General features: G+C 46.9%; 12 protein-coding genes and 1 tRNA gene. 4 read left to right on the plus strand and 9 right to left on the minus strand.

Going from position 1 to position 17,442, the window contains the following annotated elements; translation table 11 throughout:
- Nucleotides 1-276 precede the first annotated feature (276 nt).
- Together HMPREF3144_RS10995 and HMPREF3144_RS11000 are read right to left on the minus strand one after the other, a co-directional pair.
- Nucleotides 277-370 (minus strand) — tRNA-Ser (locus tag HMPREF3144_RS10995).
- 66 nt (nucleotides 371-436) lie between these two features.
- Entirely contained in the window at nucleotides 437-1,702 is a 1,266-nt protein-coding gene (locus HMPREF3144_RS11000) for an aspartate kinase (protein WP_070477891.1), read from the minus strand.
- Nucleotides 1,703-1,959: 257 nt separating this feature from the next.
- Between HMPREF3144_RS11000 and mmsB the strand changes: the two genes are divergently transcribed.
- The gene (gene mmsB / locus HMPREF3144_RS11005; RefSeq protein WP_036559913.1) at nucleotides 1,960-2,859 is read left to right on the plus strand and encodes a 3-hydroxyisobutyrate dehydrogenase; all 900 of its coding nucleotides are present in this window, start codon (nucleotides 1,960-1,962) and stop codon (nucleotides 2,857-2,859) included.
- Nucleotides 2,860-2,868: 9 nt separating this feature from the next.
- Nucleotides 2,869-4,011 carry an acyl-CoA dehydrogenase family protein gene (locus tag HMPREF3144_RS11010; RefSeq protein ID WP_018025777.1) on the plus strand — a complete coding sequence of 381 codons (1,143 nt, stop codon included), beginning with the start codon at nucleotides 2,869-2,871 and terminating at the stop codon, nucleotides 4,009-4,011.
- A gap of 106 nt (nucleotides 4,012-4,117) precedes the next feature.
- On the opposite strand, the gene HMPREF3144_RS11015 is transcribed toward HMPREF3144_RS11010, so the two are convergent.
- The 6 genes from HMPREF3144_RS11015 to acnB form a co-directional block, all read right to left on the minus strand.
- Nucleotides 4,118-4,891: a tellurite resistance TerB family protein gene (locus HMPREF3144_RS11015; protein ID WP_070477893.1), complete on the minus strand. Its 774-nt coding sequence runs from the start codon at nucleotides 4,889-4,891 to the stop codon at nucleotides 4,118-4,120.
- A 20-nt stretch (nucleotides 4,892-4,911) separates the two neighbouring features.
- Nucleotides 4,912-5,466 (minus strand): elongation factor P, encoded by a 555-nt coding sequence (gene efp / locus HMPREF3144_RS11020; protein ID WP_048768918.1) that lies wholly within the window; start codon nucleotides 5,464-5,466, stop codon nucleotides 4,912-4,914.
- Nucleotides 5,467-5,574: 108 nt separating this feature from the next.
- The gene (gene earP, locus HMPREF3144_RS11025) at nucleotides 5,575-6,672 is read right to left on the minus strand and encodes an elongation factor P maturation arginine rhamnosyltransferase EarP (RefSeq protein ID WP_070477895.1); all 1,098 of its coding nucleotides are present in this window, start codon (nucleotides 6,670-6,672) and stop codon (nucleotides 5,575-5,577) included.
- Nucleotides 6,673-6,760: 88 nt separating this feature from the next.
- Nucleotides 6,761-9,460, minus strand: coding sequence for an aconitate hydratase AcnA (gene acnA / locus HMPREF3144_RS11030; RefSeq protein ID WP_070477897.1), 2,700 nt, complete (start codon nucleotides 9,458-9,460; stop codon nucleotides 6,761-6,763).
- A gap of 75 nt (nucleotides 9,461-9,535) precedes the next feature.
- Entirely contained in the window at nucleotides 9,536-10,750 is a 1,215-nt protein-coding gene (locus HMPREF3144_RS11035; RefSeq protein WP_070477899.1) for an aminotransferase-like domain-containing protein, read from the minus strand.
- 235 nt (nucleotides 10,751-10,985) lie between these two features.
- Entirely contained in the window at nucleotides 10,986-13,577 is a 2,592-nt protein-coding gene (gene acnB, locus HMPREF3144_RS11040; RefSeq protein WP_070477901.1) for a bifunctional aconitate hydratase 2/2-methylisocitrate dehydratase, read from the minus strand.
- Between the two features lie 186 nt (nucleotides 13,578-13,763).
- Between acnB and HMPREF3144_RS11045 the strand changes: the two genes are divergently transcribed.
- Together HMPREF3144_RS11045 and argG are read left to right on the plus strand one after the other, a co-directional pair.
- Nucleotides 13,764-14,711: a hypothetical protein gene (locus HMPREF3144_RS11045; protein ID WP_070477903.1), complete on the plus strand. Its 948-nt coding sequence runs from the start codon at nucleotides 13,764-13,766 to the stop codon at nucleotides 14,709-14,711.
- A 103-nt stretch (nucleotides 14,712-14,814) separates the two neighbouring features.
- Nucleotides 14,815-16,170 (plus strand): argininosuccinate synthase, encoded by a 1,356-nt coding sequence (gene argG, locus HMPREF3144_RS11050; RefSeq protein WP_018025785.1) that lies wholly within the window; start codon nucleotides 14,815-14,817, stop codon nucleotides 16,168-16,170.
- Nucleotides 16,171-16,259: 89 nt separating this feature from the next.
- On the opposite strand, the gene prpC is transcribed toward argG, so the two are convergent.
- The gene (gene prpC / locus HMPREF3144_RS11055) at nucleotides 16,260-17,420 is read right to left on the minus strand and encodes a bifunctional 2-methylcitrate synthase/citrate synthase (protein WP_070477905.1); all 1,161 of its coding nucleotides are present in this window, start codon (nucleotides 17,418-17,420) and stop codon (nucleotides 16,260-16,262) included.
- Nucleotides 17,421-17,442 lie beyond the last annotated feature (22 nt).

The following is a 17,442-nucleotide window of genomic DNA, read 5'->3' on the forward strand; positions in this document are numbered from 1 at the left end:
TTAGAGGGTGACAACTATCCTGACATAGAGAGTAGCTTTTCTCTTTCGGAAGAGAGGATTTAATTATTTCGTCAGTAAGTAGCATGATGGTAAAAAGCTGTCTTAGTTGAAGTTAAATCAAATGTACCATCATATTTACCATCATCAAAATTGAAACTTAGTCTCATTAAGTCAACACATAAGACCTAGAGAAACAAAAAAACCCCGATATAACAATAAGTTATCGGGGTTTTCTATCGCTACTAGAGTCTCTTAATAACTCTAGCGTTTCATCTTTGGCGGGAACGGAGGGATTCGAACCCTCGATACAGGTTTAAGCCCGTATGCTTCCTTAGCAGGGAAGTACCTTCAGCCTCTCGGTCACGTTCCCAAAGAATTTATAATTATATAGTTTAATTTTCAGTTTTGCCAGTATTTTGCTGGTTTAGCTTGAAAATTATTCTTCGTCTGTTGTTTCTTGGTCTAAACCGAAGACTTTATGCAAAGCACGCACGGCCAGTTCCATATATTTATCCTCAATCAGCACAGAGGTTTTAATTTCACTGGTGCTGATCATTTGGATATTAACCCCTTCTTCTGCTAGGGTGCTAAACATTTTACTGGCTACACCGGCGTGAGAATGCATGCCGATACCAACGATGGATACTTTACAAACCTTATCATCGGTGATGACTTCACGCGCATTGACATTTTTTAATACCACCTCGTTAATCACCTTAATCGCTTGTTTAAAGCCGCTGCGATTAACGGTAAAGGAGAAGTCGGTGGTGCCGTCAACTGATTGGTTTTGAATAATCATATCGACGTCGATATTAGCATCAGCAATGGGGCTGAGAATGCCGGAGGCGATACCTGGACGATCAGGCACCCCTAAGATAGTGATTTTAGCCTCGTCGCGACTAAAGGCAATACCAGAAACAACAGCAGCTTCCATACTTGGATCTTCCTCAATAGTAATTAGGGTGCCTGAAACAATCTCCTCTTCAACGGGAATCTCAGGATCAGTTAATGATGATAAAACGCATAGTGGTACTTTATACTTACCGGCAAACTCTACGGCGCGAATTTGTAAGACTTTTGAACCTAAAGAGGCCATCTCCAGCATTTCTTCAAAAGAAATCACATTCATACGACGCGCTTCTGGTACTACCCGTGGGTCCGTGGTGTAAACGCCATCTACATCGGTAAAAATTAGGCATTGGTCGGCTTTGATGGCAGCCGCAATCGCAACGGCAGATGTGTCTGAACCACCACGACCGAGGGTCGTAATATGGCCTTCTGGGTCAATGCCTTGGAAGCCCGTGACGATCACGACCTTGCCGGCATTTAAGTCATTGAGAATACGCTGACCGTCAATCTCCTTGATACGTGCTTTAGTGTATGCACTGTCGGTTTTAACCGGTACTTGCCAGCCAGTGTAGCTGCGGGCATCTACGCCTTGAGCTTGTAATGCCAGTGCTAACAGCGCACTACTAGCTTGCTCACCGGTAGCGGCCAACATATCCAACTCACGCGGATTAGGCATATCGGACAGCTCGGCCGCTAAACCTAAAAGACGATTAGTCTCACCAGCCATGGCGGAGGGCACCACGACCACTTGGTGTCCGGCTCTATGCCACTTGGCAACGCGTTTAGCCACATTTTGAATGCGTTCGATGGAGCCCATCGAAGTACCGCCGAATTTTTGTACGATTAGGGACATTTTTAATAATAAAAAAGGTTGAAGAAACAGTTAATATTACCTTAAAAGTCAGTACTTCTAAGGGATTTTGGTTTAAAAGTCTATAAAAAAACACATCCTACGTCGGTGGACTCAGGCTATGTTGAAGCGCAATATTTTTCCACGGGTAAACCCTTAAAAGTCATCAAAATGACGATTATTTAACAATGATAGGAGTATGTTTAGAGGATAAAGTTATTCATTATTAAACAATAAAAGCGATTATTTGGGAGACTATGATGCGTATCGGTTTTATCGGCCTTGGTAATATGGGCGGTCCTATGGCCTTAAATCTTGCGAAAGCAGGTCACGAGCTCACCGTCTTTGATTTATCTGCAGAGGCGATTGCGCACTTACAGGAAAAGGCACAGATTTCCGTTGCCAACTCACCGGTGGCCTTAGCTGAAGCAGGGCAGGATGTGATTGTCACCATGTTACCGGCGGCTGCGCATGTTAAGTCAGTTTATCTTGGTGACGATGGGGCTAGCGGTATTATTGCGGCGAGTAAGCCAGGTACGATATTAATCGACTCCTCCACTATTGATCCGGGTAGTGCACGTGAAGTAGCCGAGGTGGCTGAGGCCAAGGGTGTGATTATGCTTGATGCGCCAGTTTCTGGCGGTACCGTTGGAGCTCAAAATGCTACTTTAACCTTTATGGTCGGTGGTAGCGAAGCGGGTTTTGCCAAGGCAAAGCCAATTTTAGAAGCTATGGGTAAAAATATTGTTTATTGCGGCGAGCATGGCAATGGTCAGGTGGCTAAAGTAGCCAATAATATGCTTCTTGGCATTAGTATGATTGGTGTGGCTGAAGCCATGAATTTGGGTGTTAAGCTCGGGATGGATCCAAAGATCTTGGCCGGTATTATTAATACTTCCTCAGGACGTTGCTGGAGTTCTGAAGTGAATAATCCATGGCCGGGTGTGATTGAAACCGCACCGGCAGGCCGTGATTATCAGGGGGGCTTTTTTACGGATCTGATGCTAAAAGATATGGGTCTGGCCCTAGAGGCGGCTGCTCAAAGTGAGAGTGCCGTACCGATGGGTAGTTTAGCGCATGCCCTGTATAAGGAATCGAGCGAAGCGGGTAATGGTCGCAGCGATTTTTCTTCAATCATAAAGCATATTCAGAGTAAATAAGGGTGGATAATGTTTAATACAACGTTAAGCGAAGACCATATCATGATGCGCGATATGGCGCGCGATTTTGCTCAAAATGAAATTGCGCCTAAGGCACTAGCGTGGGAAGAGGCGCATTGGTTAGGTGATGATGTTATTCAGCAAATGGGTGAGTTAGGCTTTTTGGGCATGGTTGTACCCGAAGAGTACGGCGGCACCTACAGTGATTACATTGCTTATGCCTTGGTGATAGAGGAGATTGCTGCTGCCGATGCGGCCATGGCGACGATGATGAGTGTACACAGCTCGGTCGGTTGTGGCACCATTTTAAATAGCGGCAGTGAGGAGCAAAAGCGTGAATGGCTACCGCGTATGTGCACTGGTGAGATTATTGGTGCTTTTTGCCTAACCGAGCCACAGGCGGGATCTGAAGCGCATAATCTTAAAACCCGTGCCGAGCGGGTGGGTGATAAATGGGTCTTAAACGGTAGCAAGCAGTTTGTGACGAATGGTAAGCGTGCCGGTGTGGCTAATGTTTTTGCCGTGACTGACCCGTCTCAGGGTAAGCGCGGCATTAGTGCTTTTATTGTGCCGACGGACAATCCTGGCTATCAGGTAACGCGAGTTGAGGATAAACTCGGCATCAAGGCCTCTGATACCTGCGCTGTGAGCTTGGATAATTGTGAATTATCGGCTGATATGATCTTAGGCGAAGAGGGTAGAGGGCTTGCGATTGCGCTATCGAATTTGGAAAATGGCCGTATCGGTATTGCAGCGCAAGCTGTAGGGATTGCGCGTGCCGCTTTAGATGCCGCAGTCCAATACGCCAATGAGCGCGAGCAATTTGGTAAACCCTTGACGCAGCACCCAAGCATTGCCGATAAATTGGCAAATATGGCGACCATGGTTAATGCAGCACGTCTATTAACCTTGCATGCGGCCAGCATGAAGTCGCAAAATCTACCTTGTTTATCGGAGGCTTCGCAGGCCAAGCTTTACGCTTCTGAAATCGCAGAAAAGGTATGTAGCGAAGCGATACAGATTCATGGTGGTTATGGCTATTTATCTGATTATTTAGTTCAAAAATACTACCGTGATGCGCGTATCACGCAGATCTATGAGGGCACGAGTGAGATTCAGCGCCTGATTATTGCGCGTGGCCTTGGTGCTTAGCTAGCGATTGTGTGATTGAGGCAAAAAATAACCCCCATTCTTGGGGGTTATTTTTTGGCAAATGCGCGTATGTATCAAACAAAACACACGCTCAGTGCTGATGGCATTAGGCCGTCTGCTGTTTTAACTCACGCTCAAGCTCAGCCTTTAGATCCTCCGTGATACTTAATTGACGAGCTAATTCGTCTAAGTAACTACGTTCCATAAAATTAGGCTCATTAATCACCGCAAGGCTTAAGGCATATACCTGACTGGCAATGGCCGGGGAGTCAACGTACTGAGCTACTTCCTTAGGATCCACAGCTGTGTTGAGTAAACTGCTAATCCAGGCCTTTTCGTCGGCTGTACTGACACCCTGAGTCTGTTGTTCAATCAGCTCCTGCTCGGCTGGGTCAATCTGACCGTCCGCACGGGCAGCTAGGATAATGGCAGCAATTAAGGCGCGGCTGCTTTGATCCTGTGTTTGTTGGTCAAGTTCAGTAATATCCTGACCTTCGGGGGTATTAGCAAACCAAGGTCCAGCATCTGCTACTTTAAGCACACCTTGTTGCTGTTGTTGCCAACGCTGATAGGCACGAAATGCCACGGTGCCTAAGGCCGCTAAACCGCCGAGTTTTGACATATTGCTGTTGTTGCGACGACCGAGCAAAACAGCTAAGGCTCCTGCACCGAGTGCGATTTGATCGTTTTTAGAAAAAAGACCAGTATCATCAGCACGACCAGTGCTCGCTTTATCACTACGACCAATGCCGTCCTTAAGCTGACCGAGAATACTATCGGCGATACCACCTAAAGCACCCTGACTGCTTGAACGCTGCTTGCCAGAAGGGTTGCTGCTGATATCACCGACAATGTTTTGAAGAATATTAATAAGGCTCATGGAGAAATCCTATAGGTTAATTACACGCGACTGCGGTATTCCCAAGTGCGTGTGTCGATTTCGATTTTGTCGCCGATATTGCAGAAAGCAGGTACCGAGATCTCAAACTGATCGTTGATGCGCGCAGGCTTCATCACTTTACCGGAGGTATCGCCCTTGACCGCAGGCTCGGTGTATACGATCTCACGAACAATGGTGGTTGGTAGCTCAACAGAAATAGGGCGCTCTTCGTAGAAAATCACTTCAACTTCCATGCCTTCTTCAAGTACCTGAATGGCATCACCCATGCTCTCTTGCTCAACTTCGTATTGATTGTACTCTTCGTCCATAAAGACGTACATCGGGTCAGCATAATAAGAGTAAGTACATTCCTTCTTATCCAGCATGACTACTTCAAACTTTTCATCTGCTTTGTAAACCGCCTCACTGGCTGAGCCGGTTAAGAGGTTTTTGAATCTGAACTTAACAACGGCAGCGTTACGGCCTGATTTGTTATATTCTGTTTTTTGTACGACGAGTGGTTGGCCGTCAACCATGGCAACGTTACCGACGCGCAAATCCTGTGCGTTTTTCATTGTAAAAAATCTCCGATTGGATAGCTAAGTGTGAGCTAATCACGGCAGTCTGTGTGCCGCCACAAATCACACCTGGTGTATAGATGGTTATAAAGTTCACCCTATATTTTAGCTTTTTTTAGCGCAGTCTTCATAAAAATTCAAAATTTGCTGTGACAAGTCGGGTAATAAGCTCAAACGCTTACTTAGGGCTGCTTGAAAGTCTTGCCAAACAAGTCGCGCTGAGTTATCAAAGGCATGGCCTTGCAATTGCTGGATAAGTGCCTCTGGTGCTACGTTTTGATTCCACAAGCGATGTAATTGTCGCAGCCATTCCGGCGCCTGTATCGTGTCCAACCAAGCCTCCAGTTTCACCATATGATGAGCTTCAGCTTGTGGATAAATATGCCACAGCATCGGTTTTGCAGCCCAATGAGCTTGTACAAAGCTGTCTTCACCGCGGATGAGGTTGATATCCGCCACTTGTAGCAGCTGTTCATAATCACGCTGCACGATAAAATCAATTCGCTCAATATGGGCCTGGGAGTTTAAGCGCTTGGCTAATATCTCCAATTGCGGTGCCACCGACTCTGCAACGATGATCATCACCTCCGGTGTATTAGTTAGCGCCCTTAGTAGCGCTTCCAGCGGTGCATGCGGGTAGCAAAAGAGATTAATTAGCAGTGGTTTTTTTTCTTCATAGTAGTCAGCGCCAGCAGGGGATAGCAGCGTGTTTAAAAAAGCGGCAGCGCTGTCCTTAAGAGCTTGCTGTAAGCGTAAAAGACCGCCAGTTTTTTTGCTAAAGCCCGGAAAGAAAAAGTATTTAGGTACCCCATTGGGCTGGATTGAGGGTTGTAGGTGGTAGCCTTCAACCCAGGGCTCCGCACTTAAATACTCCAGATTTAACCAGCAACGGGTCTTGCCTTTCATCGCCTCTTGGTAGCTGGTGGGTAAGTCACAGGCAAAGGCTTCAATCACTAGATCGGCCGCTTGCCAGCAATCAATGTGTGGATGCCAATGTCTGATTTCTATCGTTTTCAGGAATTGTTGCGCGAGTTTAGGGTTAAGCTCCGGTTCGATTTTATTAAAACTCTTTAAATCATCAACCCATAGTCGGATCTGAGAGCTTGTCGGAAAACTTTGAGCCAAACGCCAACAAACGCCGATATCACCGAAGTTATCAATCACACGACAAAAAATATCAATGGTGCTAGTTTTTAAATTCACAATCTTCCAGAACAAGGTGTAGGGCCTCGAACTATCCTGAGATCGAGGCCCTATGATTAACTACTATGCAGCGCTAAGCGCTATTGGCTTAAGCCAATAAATTGCGTAGTACATATGGCAAAATACCGCCATGCTCGTAGTACTCAACCTCGATTGGCGTATCAATTCGAAGGAGTAAGTTCACATCCTGCGAGCTACCGTCCTCACGGTGAATCGTTAGAGTGACCTCCTGCTGTGGTTTAATGCCATTTTCCAAGCCGCTAATATCATAGCGTTCATTACCGGTGATGCCTAGACTCTCAACAGAGTCTTCGCCTTGGAATTGTAGTGGTAATACGCCCATACCCACGAGGTTGCTGCGGTGAATACGCTCATAGCTGCGGGTTATCACGGCCTTAACGCCGAGTAGGTAGGTACCCTTGGCAGCCCAGTCACGGGAGGAGCCCGTACCATATTCCTTGCCGCCGAAGATCACCGTAGGCACCCCATCCGATAGGTAGCGCATGGCGGCGTTATAAATAGGCATTTGTGCGCCACTTGGTTTATGAATGGTATCCCCACCCTCATAAAGCGTACCGTTAGCTAGCGGCGGAATCATCAAGTTTTTGATGCGGACGTTAGCAAAGGTGCCGCGCATCATAATTTCATGGTTGCCGCGGCGTGAGCCGTAACTGTTAAAGTCGGGCTTTTGGACGTGATGTTCCTTAAGCCAGAGACCTGCTGGTGAGGACTCGGCAATAGCGCCCGCAGGTGAAATATGATCGGTTGTCACTGAATCACCAAAGATACCTAAAGCTCGCGCTCCTTTGATGCTCGGCATGGGCGCTGGCGTCATGGAGAAGTTATCGAAAAAGGGTGGCTCGGCAATATAGGTGGATTCAGGCCAGTTATACACATCACCGCTCACCCCCTTGATGTTATCCCATAGCTTGCCCGGATGACTTTTAACCTGGGCATAGTTTTCACGATAAGCCTCAGGGTTCATGGCATAACTGACTAAGCTTTGCACCTCTTCATTGCTTGGCCAAATATCTTTTAAGTAGACTGGGCCATTAGTTCCAATGCCGATAGGCTCATGGTAAAGATCGCAACGAATGGTACCAGCTAAGGCATAGGCTACCACCAATGGTGGAGAGGCGAGGAAGTTAGCCTTGATATTCGGGTGGATACGTGCTTCGAAATTACGGTTACCCGATAGTATGGCCGAACAGATCAGTTCATGCTCAGTGATGGCCTGATTTAGTTCAACGCTTAAGTCGCCGGCGTTACCAATACAGGTAGTACAACCATAGGCAGCCACATCAAAACCGAGTTGCTCTAAATAGCTGAGTAAACCGGTTTCGCTTAAATAGCGCGTGACCACACGAGAACCAGGTGCCAGTGAGGTTTTAATCCTTGGGTTAACTCGTAGACCCAGTTCAACTGCTTTTTTGGCCACTAAGCCTGCCGCAATCAAAACGCTCGGGTTGGAGGTGTTGGTACAAGAGGTGATGGCGGCAATCAAGATATCGCCATTTTTTATGGTTGCATCGTTTTCGCCCGCTAGCGGGTAGGGCTGAGTGAGCGTCGCGGGCTCTTTGTTAAAACCGCCTTTAGCCGCTGGCATTGAAAATAGATGGTCAAAGGTAGACTTAAGCTCAGTCAGCTTAATTAAATCCTGAGGGCGCTTAGGGCCAGCCACAGAAGGTACAATGGTGCTGAGGTCAAGCGTTAACAGCGTGGTGTAGTCAATATCAGCAGCTGCTGGAACCCCGAACATTTCTTGTGCAGCGAAGTAGGCTCTAAGGGCATCAACCTCCGCCTCAGTACGTCCAGTGCCTTTGAAGTAATCAATGGTTTTTTCGTCGACTGGGAAAAAGCCCAGGGTTGCACCATATTCCGGCGCCATATTGGCAATGGTGGCCCGGTCAGGTACGCTTAAGCTGGCGGTGCCCTCACCACAAAACTCAACGAATTTACCCACCACATTATGAGCGCGCAGCATATTTGTCACGGTCAGGACTAGATCGGTTGCAGTGACGCCGGGGTTAAGCTCACCCCTTAGCTCCACCCCAATCACATCCGGCGTCAGGATATACACTGGTTGACCCAGCATTGCCGCTTCCGCCTCAATGCCACCAACACCCCAAGCAACCACGCCGATGCCGTTAATCATGGTGGTATGGCTATCAGTACCCACTAAACTATCGGGGTAGTAGACATCGTTTTGGTCCTTATAAACACCGCGGGCGAGGTACTCAAGATTCACTTGGTGCACAATCCCAAAGCCCGGCGGCACCACGCCAAAGGTATCAAAGGCCTGCATCCCCCATTTCATAAACTCATACCGTTCACGGTTACGCTCGAACTCAACTTTCATATTGAGATCAAGCGCATCCTTGGTGCCAAAGTAATCAATCATCACCGAATGGTCGACCACGAGGTCTACGGGTACCATGGGTTCGATAAGCTTAGGGGAATGCCCGTTTTTTTGAGCAACGCCACGCATGGCGGCAATGTCGGCTAAGAGTGGCACACCTGTGAAATCCTGGAGTACGACGCGGGCCACTACAAAGGGGATTTCATCAAGCCGTTTAGCCTGCGGCTGCCAATGAGCCAATTGCTTAACATGTGCGTCGGTGATGCGCTTACCGTCATGATTGCGCAGCACCGATTCAAGCACGATACGGATGGAGTGGGGTAGTCGATTGACCTCCGCACCCAGTAACTTGCCTAGTTCGGGCAAAGAATAATAGGCGCCTTGTGCCTGTTGAAGCTCAAGGCGTTTTAGGGTGTTGCTATATACCATGTCCTAACTCCTTTGTTTCTATGAATACAATCGTCAGAGTTTGCAAAAGAGCCTAAGACATTGAGCTTAGGAATATTACAAACTCTTGATAAAGCTGCCTAATTTGCTAATACCGTCTCTGATTTTATCCTCTGAAACGGTTACAAAGCTTAAACGCAGATTATTTTTAGGGGCTTTATCATGATCAATATAAAATGGCATCCCCGGCACATAGGCGACTTTACACTGCTCAACCACTTGCGGCAAAATGGCTGTGGTATCAATCTGTTCAGGCAGGCTGACCCAGATAAACATCCCGCCGGTGGGCTTAGTCCATGTACAGTTTTCAGGGAAGTGCTCGCTTAGTGCATCTAACATATAACCACATTGTTTGCGATACAGTTCACGCACGGTCGGTAGATGCTGATACAAAAAACCATCCTTAACCGCTTCGTAAATTGCCATTTGTGAGACCGTCTGCGTGTGTAAATCGGTGGCCTGCTTTAACTGTACCAGTTTATTAATCACTTCAACAGGGGCAACCACAAAGCCAATACGCAAGCCGGGTGCGAGCACTTTGGAAAAGGATCCCATGCGGATCACGGTCGCACCCGCCTGACGCCCTAAGTCGAGTAGTGAGGGTTGATGCTCACCTTCAAAGCGCAACTCACCGTAGGGATCGTCCTCAATAATTGGTAAGCCGTATTTAGCACATGTCTCAACCAATGCCTGCCGACGCTCCAAGGTCATGGTGATACCGGTTGGATTTTGGAAGTTGGGCAGCACATAAATAAAGCGTGCATCAGCAGCTTTTTCAGGGGTAATATCCTCTGCGATGATGCCGTACTCATCGGTGGCGACTGTGCCATAGCGCGGGTTTTGTACGGAAAAGGACTGTAAAGCGCCTAAATAAGAGGGTGATTCAACTAAAATTTTAGCATCATCATCAATAAATAATTTGCCGATTAAATCCAAGGCTTGCTGTGAGCCAGAAACAATTAGCACCTCCTCAGTCGCTACCTTGACACCACGTTTAGCAAAGTCTTGAGCAATCCACTCACGTAATGGACGATAGCCCTCGGTCGGTCCGTACTGTAAAGCGGACTCGGGATTATCGGTGAGCACCTTAGTAAAGGCATCAAGTAGTTCTTTTTTTGGAAAGCCTTTAGGCGAGGGTAAGCCGCCAGCAAAGGAGATCACATCGGGACGCTCTGTGACCTTTAAAATCTCGCGAATAACAGAGCCGGTCAGATTTTTAGCGCGTTGTGAGAACTTATCCTCTACCTTAAAATTTGAAGTTGTTGTTGTCATTGAATTACTCGTCTCGAAAAAATTAGTTATTTAAAATAATCGATAATTAATGATACCGCTTTTAGCGTCAGTCTGCTGTTAATTAAATGCGCTTATGGTGATGATGATTTTAACGATGGACTGATTGCAGCCAGTCTATCCATCATGGGATAAGCGGGGTGTGTAAGCGCATTAAAAAAGGGGTTTAGTGCGTGCGACCAAACCCCTTGATGCTAATTAACAAACTTCAGACTAATTAGAGCTCTACGCTATCGGCAACCTCTTGGAAATCTTGGATTTCGTTAAAGTTCATGTAGCGGTAGATCTTATCGCTATTTTCGTCGATGATACCGATATTTTCTAGGTACTCTTCGCGCGTTGGGATCTTACCTAGGCGTGAGCAGATTGCTGCAAGCTCCGCTGAGCCGAGGTAGACGTTGGTGTTTTTACCAAGACGGTTAGGGAAGTTACGCGTACTGGTAGACATAACAGTCGCACCTTCTCGCACCTGCGCTTGGTTACCCATACATAGTGAGCAACCCGGCATCTCGATGCGTGCACCCGCCACACCGAAGGTGCCGTAGTGACCCTCTTCAGTTAACTGCTTCTGATCCATCTTGGTTGGCGGCGCAACCCATAAGCGAACAGGAATGTCACGCTTATTCTCAAGTAGTTTAGAAGCGGCACGGAAGTGGCCGATATTTGTCATGCAGCTACCGATAAAGACTTCATCGATTTTCTCACCCGCCACATCGGATAAGGTTTTAACATCATCAGGGTCGTTAGGGCAGGCCACTAGCGGCTCGTGAATTTCAGCGAGGTCAATCTCAATCACGGCAGCGTACTCAGCATCCGCATCTGGCTCTAGCAGTTGAGGATTCTGTAACCACTCCTCCATCGCACGAATACGGCGAGCTAATGAGCGCTCATCCTCGTAACCATTAGCGATCATCCACTTCAATAAGGTGATGTTAGACTTCAAGTACTCAATGATAGGCTCTTTATTTAAACGTACTGTACAACCTGCGGCAGAACGCTCAGCGGAGGCATCACTTAATTCGAAGGCCTGCTCAACCTTAAGATCAGGTAGACCCTCAATCTCTAAAATACGGCCGGAGAAGATGTTTTTCTTACCCTGTTTAGCCACCGTAAGTAAACCCTCTTTGATGGCGTAGTATGGGATGGCATTCACTAGGTCACGTAAGGTCACGCCGGGCTGCATTTTACCCTTGAAGCGCACGAGTACAGACTCAGGCATATCTAAAGGCATTACACCGGTAGCGGCCGCAAAAGCCACTAGACCGGAACCCGCTGGGAAGCTGATGCCGATTGGGAAACGTGTGTGTGAGTCACCACCCGTACCAACTGTATCAGGCAATAACATACGGTTTAACCAAGAGTGAATCACACCATCACCTGGACGTAAGGAAATACCGCCACGGGTACTGATGAAATCAGGTAGTTCGTGGTGAGTTTTAACGTCGACTGGCTTAGGATAAGCCGCGGTGTGACAGAATGACTGCATCACTAAATCGGCAGAGAAACCTAAACATGCTAAGTCTTTAAGCTCATCACGCGTCATTGGACCGGTGGTATCCTGGCTACCAACAGAGGTCATGCGTGGTTCACAGTAGGTGCCTGGACGAATACCTTGACCTTCAGGCAAGCCGCAGGCGCGACCAACCATCTTTTGCGCTAAGGTAAAGCCTTTGCCAGTATCAGCCGGTTGTTCAGGTAAGCGGAACACATTTGAAGGCGCTAAGCCTAAAGCCTCACGTGCTTTTGCAGTAAGACCACGACCAATAATTAAAGGAATACGACCGCCGGCCTGTACCTCGTCAAATAAGACATCGGATTTAACCTTAAACTCTGCGATTACCTCGCCGTTTTTAAGTGCTTTACCCTCGTATGGGCGTAATTCGATCTCATCGCCCATTTCCATCTTAGAAACGTCTAATTCGATAGGTAGGGCACCGGCATCCTCCATGGTGTTATAGAAAATAGGAGCGATTTTGCCGCCAAGACAGACGCCGCCGAAGCGCTTGTTAGGTACAAAAGGAATGTCCTCACCAGTAAACCATAGGACGGAGTTGGTCGCTGATTTACGAGATGAACCGGTACCAACAACGTCACCTACATAAGCAACGAGATTGCCTTTTTCCTTGAGGTTCTCAATAAACTGAACTGGACCACGCTTACCGTCTTCCTCGGGCTCGAAAGAAGCGTCAGGGCGCTTGTTTTTAAGCATTGCCAAGGCGTGTAGTGGAATATCTGGACGGGTCGTTGCATCAGGAGCAGGGGATAAATCGTCTGTGTTGGTCTCGCCGGGTACCTTAAAGACGGTGATTTTTAAGCTCTCAGGTACGGCAGGACGACTGGTAAACCACTCAGCATCAGCCCAGCTTTGTAATACCTCTTTGGCAAATTGATTGCCAGCTTCGGCCTTTTCACGTACATCGTGGAAAGCGTCGAACATTAATAAGGTGTTTTTAAGTGCATTGGCAGCGATTGGCGCTAATTGCTCATTATCCAATAGCTCAACTAATGGTGCAATATTGAAACCACCTAACATGGTACCTAAAAGCTCAGTGGCTTTTTCAGGGCTAATTAAAGGGGTTTTTTCTTCGCCAAAAGCAAGGGCTGCTAGGTAAGAAGCCTTGACTTTGGCAGCGTCATCTACACCCGCTGGTACGCGGTGTGTCAGTAGATCAACTAAAAACTGCTCCTCACCGGCCGGTGGGTTTTTAATTAACTCGATTAAATCGGCGGTTTGTTGGGCAGAAAGGGCTAAAGGAGGTATGCCTAAAGCCGCACGCTCTTCAACATGCTTACGATATGCTTCTAACATTTTATTACACCTTTTTAGTTTAGAATGTTGATTTTACTTGATTATTTACTGAGTATATCATAAGTCTTATGTCTTATATAAGACCTAGGCACTTATCTTTATTTTTAGTGACTTTATGCTCACACTATACACTATATGATGTGAGTGATTTGATCACGATTCAGCTGACAGACTTAAAGGTTCAATATGTTTAAAAATATCGTATTCGCTGGGGCTAAAGCCGTGTTCTTCGGCTTAGCCGCTTTGACCATCAGTACCACGGCATCTGCTTCAGCCAAGGTTGAGCAGGAGTTGCGCGACTATTTAAGCTCGATGGGTATACAAGACAGTTTTAGCTGGCAGCGTATCCAGGGTGAGTCGTTGGCTGATGCCACCATTTATGGTGTGGTCTTTAGTCGTGGCAAGGGCGCTCAAAAGAAGACGTATTTGATTAAAGAAATGGATTTTGATGACTATCAGGTGTCAGCTAATCGTGTCGCCGTTGATGTGACTTATAAAGGTATCACCGACGAGGATGGGGTGCATTTGTTGTTATCGCAAAAGTTAAACGCGACTAAGGGCTTGCAGCGCTATGGCTATCAACAGCTAGACGATATTCAGCTGCGACTCAGCTATGATATGGAAAAAACAAATGGTAGTTTGACGGGAAATTTGGCGCTCAAGCAAAAGGCGGTGCTGGATAGTCAGTTCGATTTTAAAACAGAGGGGATTGGCCCTTTGCTAGAGCAACTACTTGCCTTAGATGTCGCAACCATCGATCCGGAGTTGATTTTATTGAGCACCATGACCACCAAGTTGCATTATCTCCGCCTCGATCTTAAGGACGATGGTTTGAATCAGCGCATGTTAGCCCATGATTCTTCACATCGTGGGGAGGTGGAAAAGCACTATCAAGCCTGTGTTGGAGCGTTGGATGAGTTTGCTATTCAGCAGCTGAGTACAGCCTGCCAAGCGCTACGTGATTATTTTCTGGCGCAGAAAAATCAGCTACATATTTCAATGACGCCTGCTAAACCTTTTGTGATAGCAGAGTATCTGCCGATGTATATGCTAATGAGTCGAGCTGGACCAAAGGCAGTGAGCGGTTTAATTAAAAAGGTGGTGAGTGATTTAAATCTACGTATTAGTAACTAGCAAATAATACAACTAAGCTCACGCCATTATTCGCTTATGTCGTGGCAAATCGGTTAAAATTAAGCTTTGTTTTAAACGTGTATTTCTTCAAAGGGTCAACTTTATGTCAAATTCAAATGCGACCATCTTGCAATCGCTACCTGTCGGTCAGAAAGTCGGGATTGCTTTTTCAGGTGGTTTAGATACGTCTGCTGCTTTATTGTGGATGAAATTAAAAGGCGCACAGCCCTACGCATATACGGCTAACCTCGGTCAGCCGGATGAGGACGATTATGAGGTGATTCCGCGCCAAGCCAAAAAGTATGGTGCCATTGAAGCGCGTTTAGTAGATTGCCGTCTGCAACTAGCCTATGAGGGCATTGCAGCGATTCAAAGTGGTGCTTTTCATGTAACCACAGGCGGTATGCCTTATTTTAATACCACCCCTATTGGTCGTGCTGTCACTGGTACGATGCTCGTGTCCGCGATGCAAGAGGATGAGGTCAATATATGGGGTGACGGTTCCACGTATAAGGGCAATGACATTGAGCGTTTTTACCGCTATGGTCTTATTACTAATCCTAAGCTTAAAATTTACAAGCCTTGGTTAGACCAACAGTTTATTGATGAGCTGGGTGGTCGTCAGGAAATGTCTGAGTTTTTGATTGAAAATGGCTTTGATTACAAAATGTCGGTTGAAAAGGCTTACAGTACCGACTCTAATATGCTTGGTGCCACGCATGAGGCCAAGGACTTAGAGTTCTTGGATAGCAGTTTGAAAATCGTCAAACCAATTATGGGCGTGGCTTTTTGGGATGAGTCAGTCGAGATTAAGCCTGAGGTGGTACGTGTTCGCTTTGAAGAGGGTGTGCCAGTAGCGCTTAATGGTCAGGAGTACGATCCTGTTGCACTTTTCTTAGAAGCGAACAAAATTGGTGGTCGTCACGGTTTGGGTATGACCGATCAGATCGAAAACCGTATCATTGAGGCGAAGTCGCGCGGTATTTATGAGGCTCCGGGCATGGCCTTATTGCATATTGCCTATGAGCGTTTAGTGACTGGTATTCATAATGAAGACACGATTGAGCAATACCGCATTAATGGCTTACGTTTAGGTCGTTTATTGTATCAAGGACGTTGGTTCGATTCGCAAGCCCTGATGCTGAGAGAAACGGCACAACGTTGGGTGGCTAGAGCGATTACGGGTGAGGTGACCCTAGAGTTGCACCGTGGTAATAACTATATTTTCTTAAATACGGAATCGCCTAACTTGACTTACGAAGCCGATCGCTTAAGTATGGAAAAGGTTGAGGATGCAGCATTTACTCCGCTCGATCGTATTGGTCAATTAACGATGCGTAATTTGGACATTATTGATACACGCAATAAGCTTGGTATCTACACCAAATCTGGTTTATTAGTTGCAGGCAAGGACTCGGTAGTACCCCAATTAGAGGGTTCAACTAAGGACGAGAAGTAAGTCTGCCATGCGTAGTTGATATAGCAAAGGCGCCTCCGAGTGGGGCGCCTTTATTGCTCTATGAGCTAATCGCTCTAATCATTCGCTAATTAGCGATCCTCAAGCTTGACGAAGCTTTGGTTTTCCGGGCCAACGTAGTTTGCAGTAGGACGGATAATCTTGTTATCAACCCGTTGCTCAAGAATGTGCGCAGCCCAACCTGCGGTACGCGCAATCACGAAGAGCGGTGTAAACATCGCTGTAGGCACGCCCATCATATGATATGACACAGCCGAGAACCAGTCTAAGTTAGGGAACATTTTTTTGGCATCCCACATCACGGTTTCAAGGCGTTCAGCGATTTCATACATCTTGGTGTTGTTAGCGCTTTCAGAAAGCTCTTTAGCAACCGCTTTGATGACTTGATTACGAGGGTCTGAAACAGTGTAAACAGGGTGACCAAAACCGATGATCACTTCCTTGTTTTCTAGACGTTTACGGATATCGGCTTCAGCATCATCTGGATTGTCGTAGCGCTTTTGCACCTCAAAAGCGACTTCGTTTGCGCCGCCGTGCTTAGGACCACGTAAGGCACCGATAGCGCCAGAAATACAAGAGTACATATCAGAACCCGTACCTGCAATCACGCGACTGGTAAAGGTTGATGCGTTAAACTCGTGCTCAGCGTAGAGGTTTAAGGAAATATGCATAGCGCGAACCCACTCTTCGGGAGGGGTTTCACCGTGCAACAACTCTAAGAAGTGACCGGCAATGCTGTCTTCATCAGACTCGACATCAATAACCACGCCGTTATTGCTGAAGTGGTACCAGTAAAGTAGGGCAGAGCCTAAGCAAGCAATCAAACGATCGGCAATATCACGTGCGTCAGCGGCATTGTGATCGTCTTTTTCAGGTAAGGCGCAGCCTAACACAGACACCGCAGTGCGCATCACATCCATCGGGTGGCTGGCTGCTGGTAAGCTTTCTAACACCTCTTTGACTGCTAAAGGTAAACCGCGCAGTCTTTTTAGCTTTGCTTTATAAGCGGCAAGCTCAGCAACATTAGGCAATTTGCCGTGAATCAATAAGTGAGCAACCTCTTCAAATTCACACGCACCAGCCATGTCTAAAATATCATAGCCACGGTAATGTAAGTCATTACCAGAAAGGCCTACGGTACAAAGTGCGGTATTGCCCGCTGCAACACCCGAAAGAGCAACTGACTTTTTGCCCTTAGGTTTGTTTTCTGTGCTTTGATCTGTTTGACTCATGAAGTCCTCCTATGATTTTTAA

The organism is Oligella sp. HMSC05A10 (genome assembly GCF_001808335.1).
GTDB lineage: Bacteria > Pseudomonadota > Gammaproteobacteria > Burkholderiales > Burkholderiaceae_B > Oligella > Oligella urethralis.

Excerpts from the sequence above, each read along its gene's own strand:
- HMPREF3144_RS11035 (WP_070477899.1), bottom strand. The coding sequence starts at position 10,750 with ATGACAACAACAACTTCAAATTTTAAGGTAGAGGATAAGTTCTCACAA.
- mmsB (WP_036559913.1), top strand. The coding sequence starts at position 1,960 with ATGCGTATCGGTTTTATCGGCCTTGGTAATATGGGCGGTCCTATGGCC.
- argG (WP_018025785.1), top strand. The coding sequence starts at position 14,815 with ATGTCAAATTCAAATGCGACCATCTTGCAATCGCTACCTGTCGGTCAG.
- HMPREF3144_RS11010 (WP_018025777.1), top strand. The coding sequence starts at position 2,869 with ATGTTTAATACAACGTTAAGCGAAGACCATATCATGATGCGCGATATG.
- HMPREF3144_RS11045 (WP_070477903.1), top strand. The coding sequence starts at position 13,764 with ATGTTTAAAAATATCGTATTCGCTGGGGCTAAAGCCGTGTTCTTCGGC.
- HMPREF3144_RS11015 (WP_070477893.1), bottom strand. The coding sequence starts at position 4,891 with ATGAGCCTTATTAATATTCTTCAAAACATTGTCGGTGATATCAGCAGC.
- prpC (WP_070477905.1), bottom strand. The coding sequence starts at position 17,420 with ATGAGTCAAACAGATCAAAGCACAGAAAACAAACCTAAGGGCAAAAAG.
- HMPREF3144_RS11000 (WP_070477891.1), bottom strand. The coding sequence starts at position 1,702 with ATGTCCCTAATCGTACAAAAATTCGGCGGTACTTCGATGGGCTCCATC.
- acnB (WP_070477901.1), bottom strand. The coding sequence starts at position 13,577 with ATGTTAGAAGCATATCGTAAGCATGTTGAAGAGCGTGCGGCTTTAGGC.
- efp (WP_048768918.1), bottom strand. The coding sequence starts at position 5,466 with ATGAAAAACGCACAGGATTTGCGCGTCGGTAACGTTGCCATGGTTGAC.
- acnA (WP_070477897.1), bottom strand. The coding sequence starts at position 9,460 with ATGGTATATAGCAACACCCTAAAACGCCTTGAGCTTCAACAGGCACAA.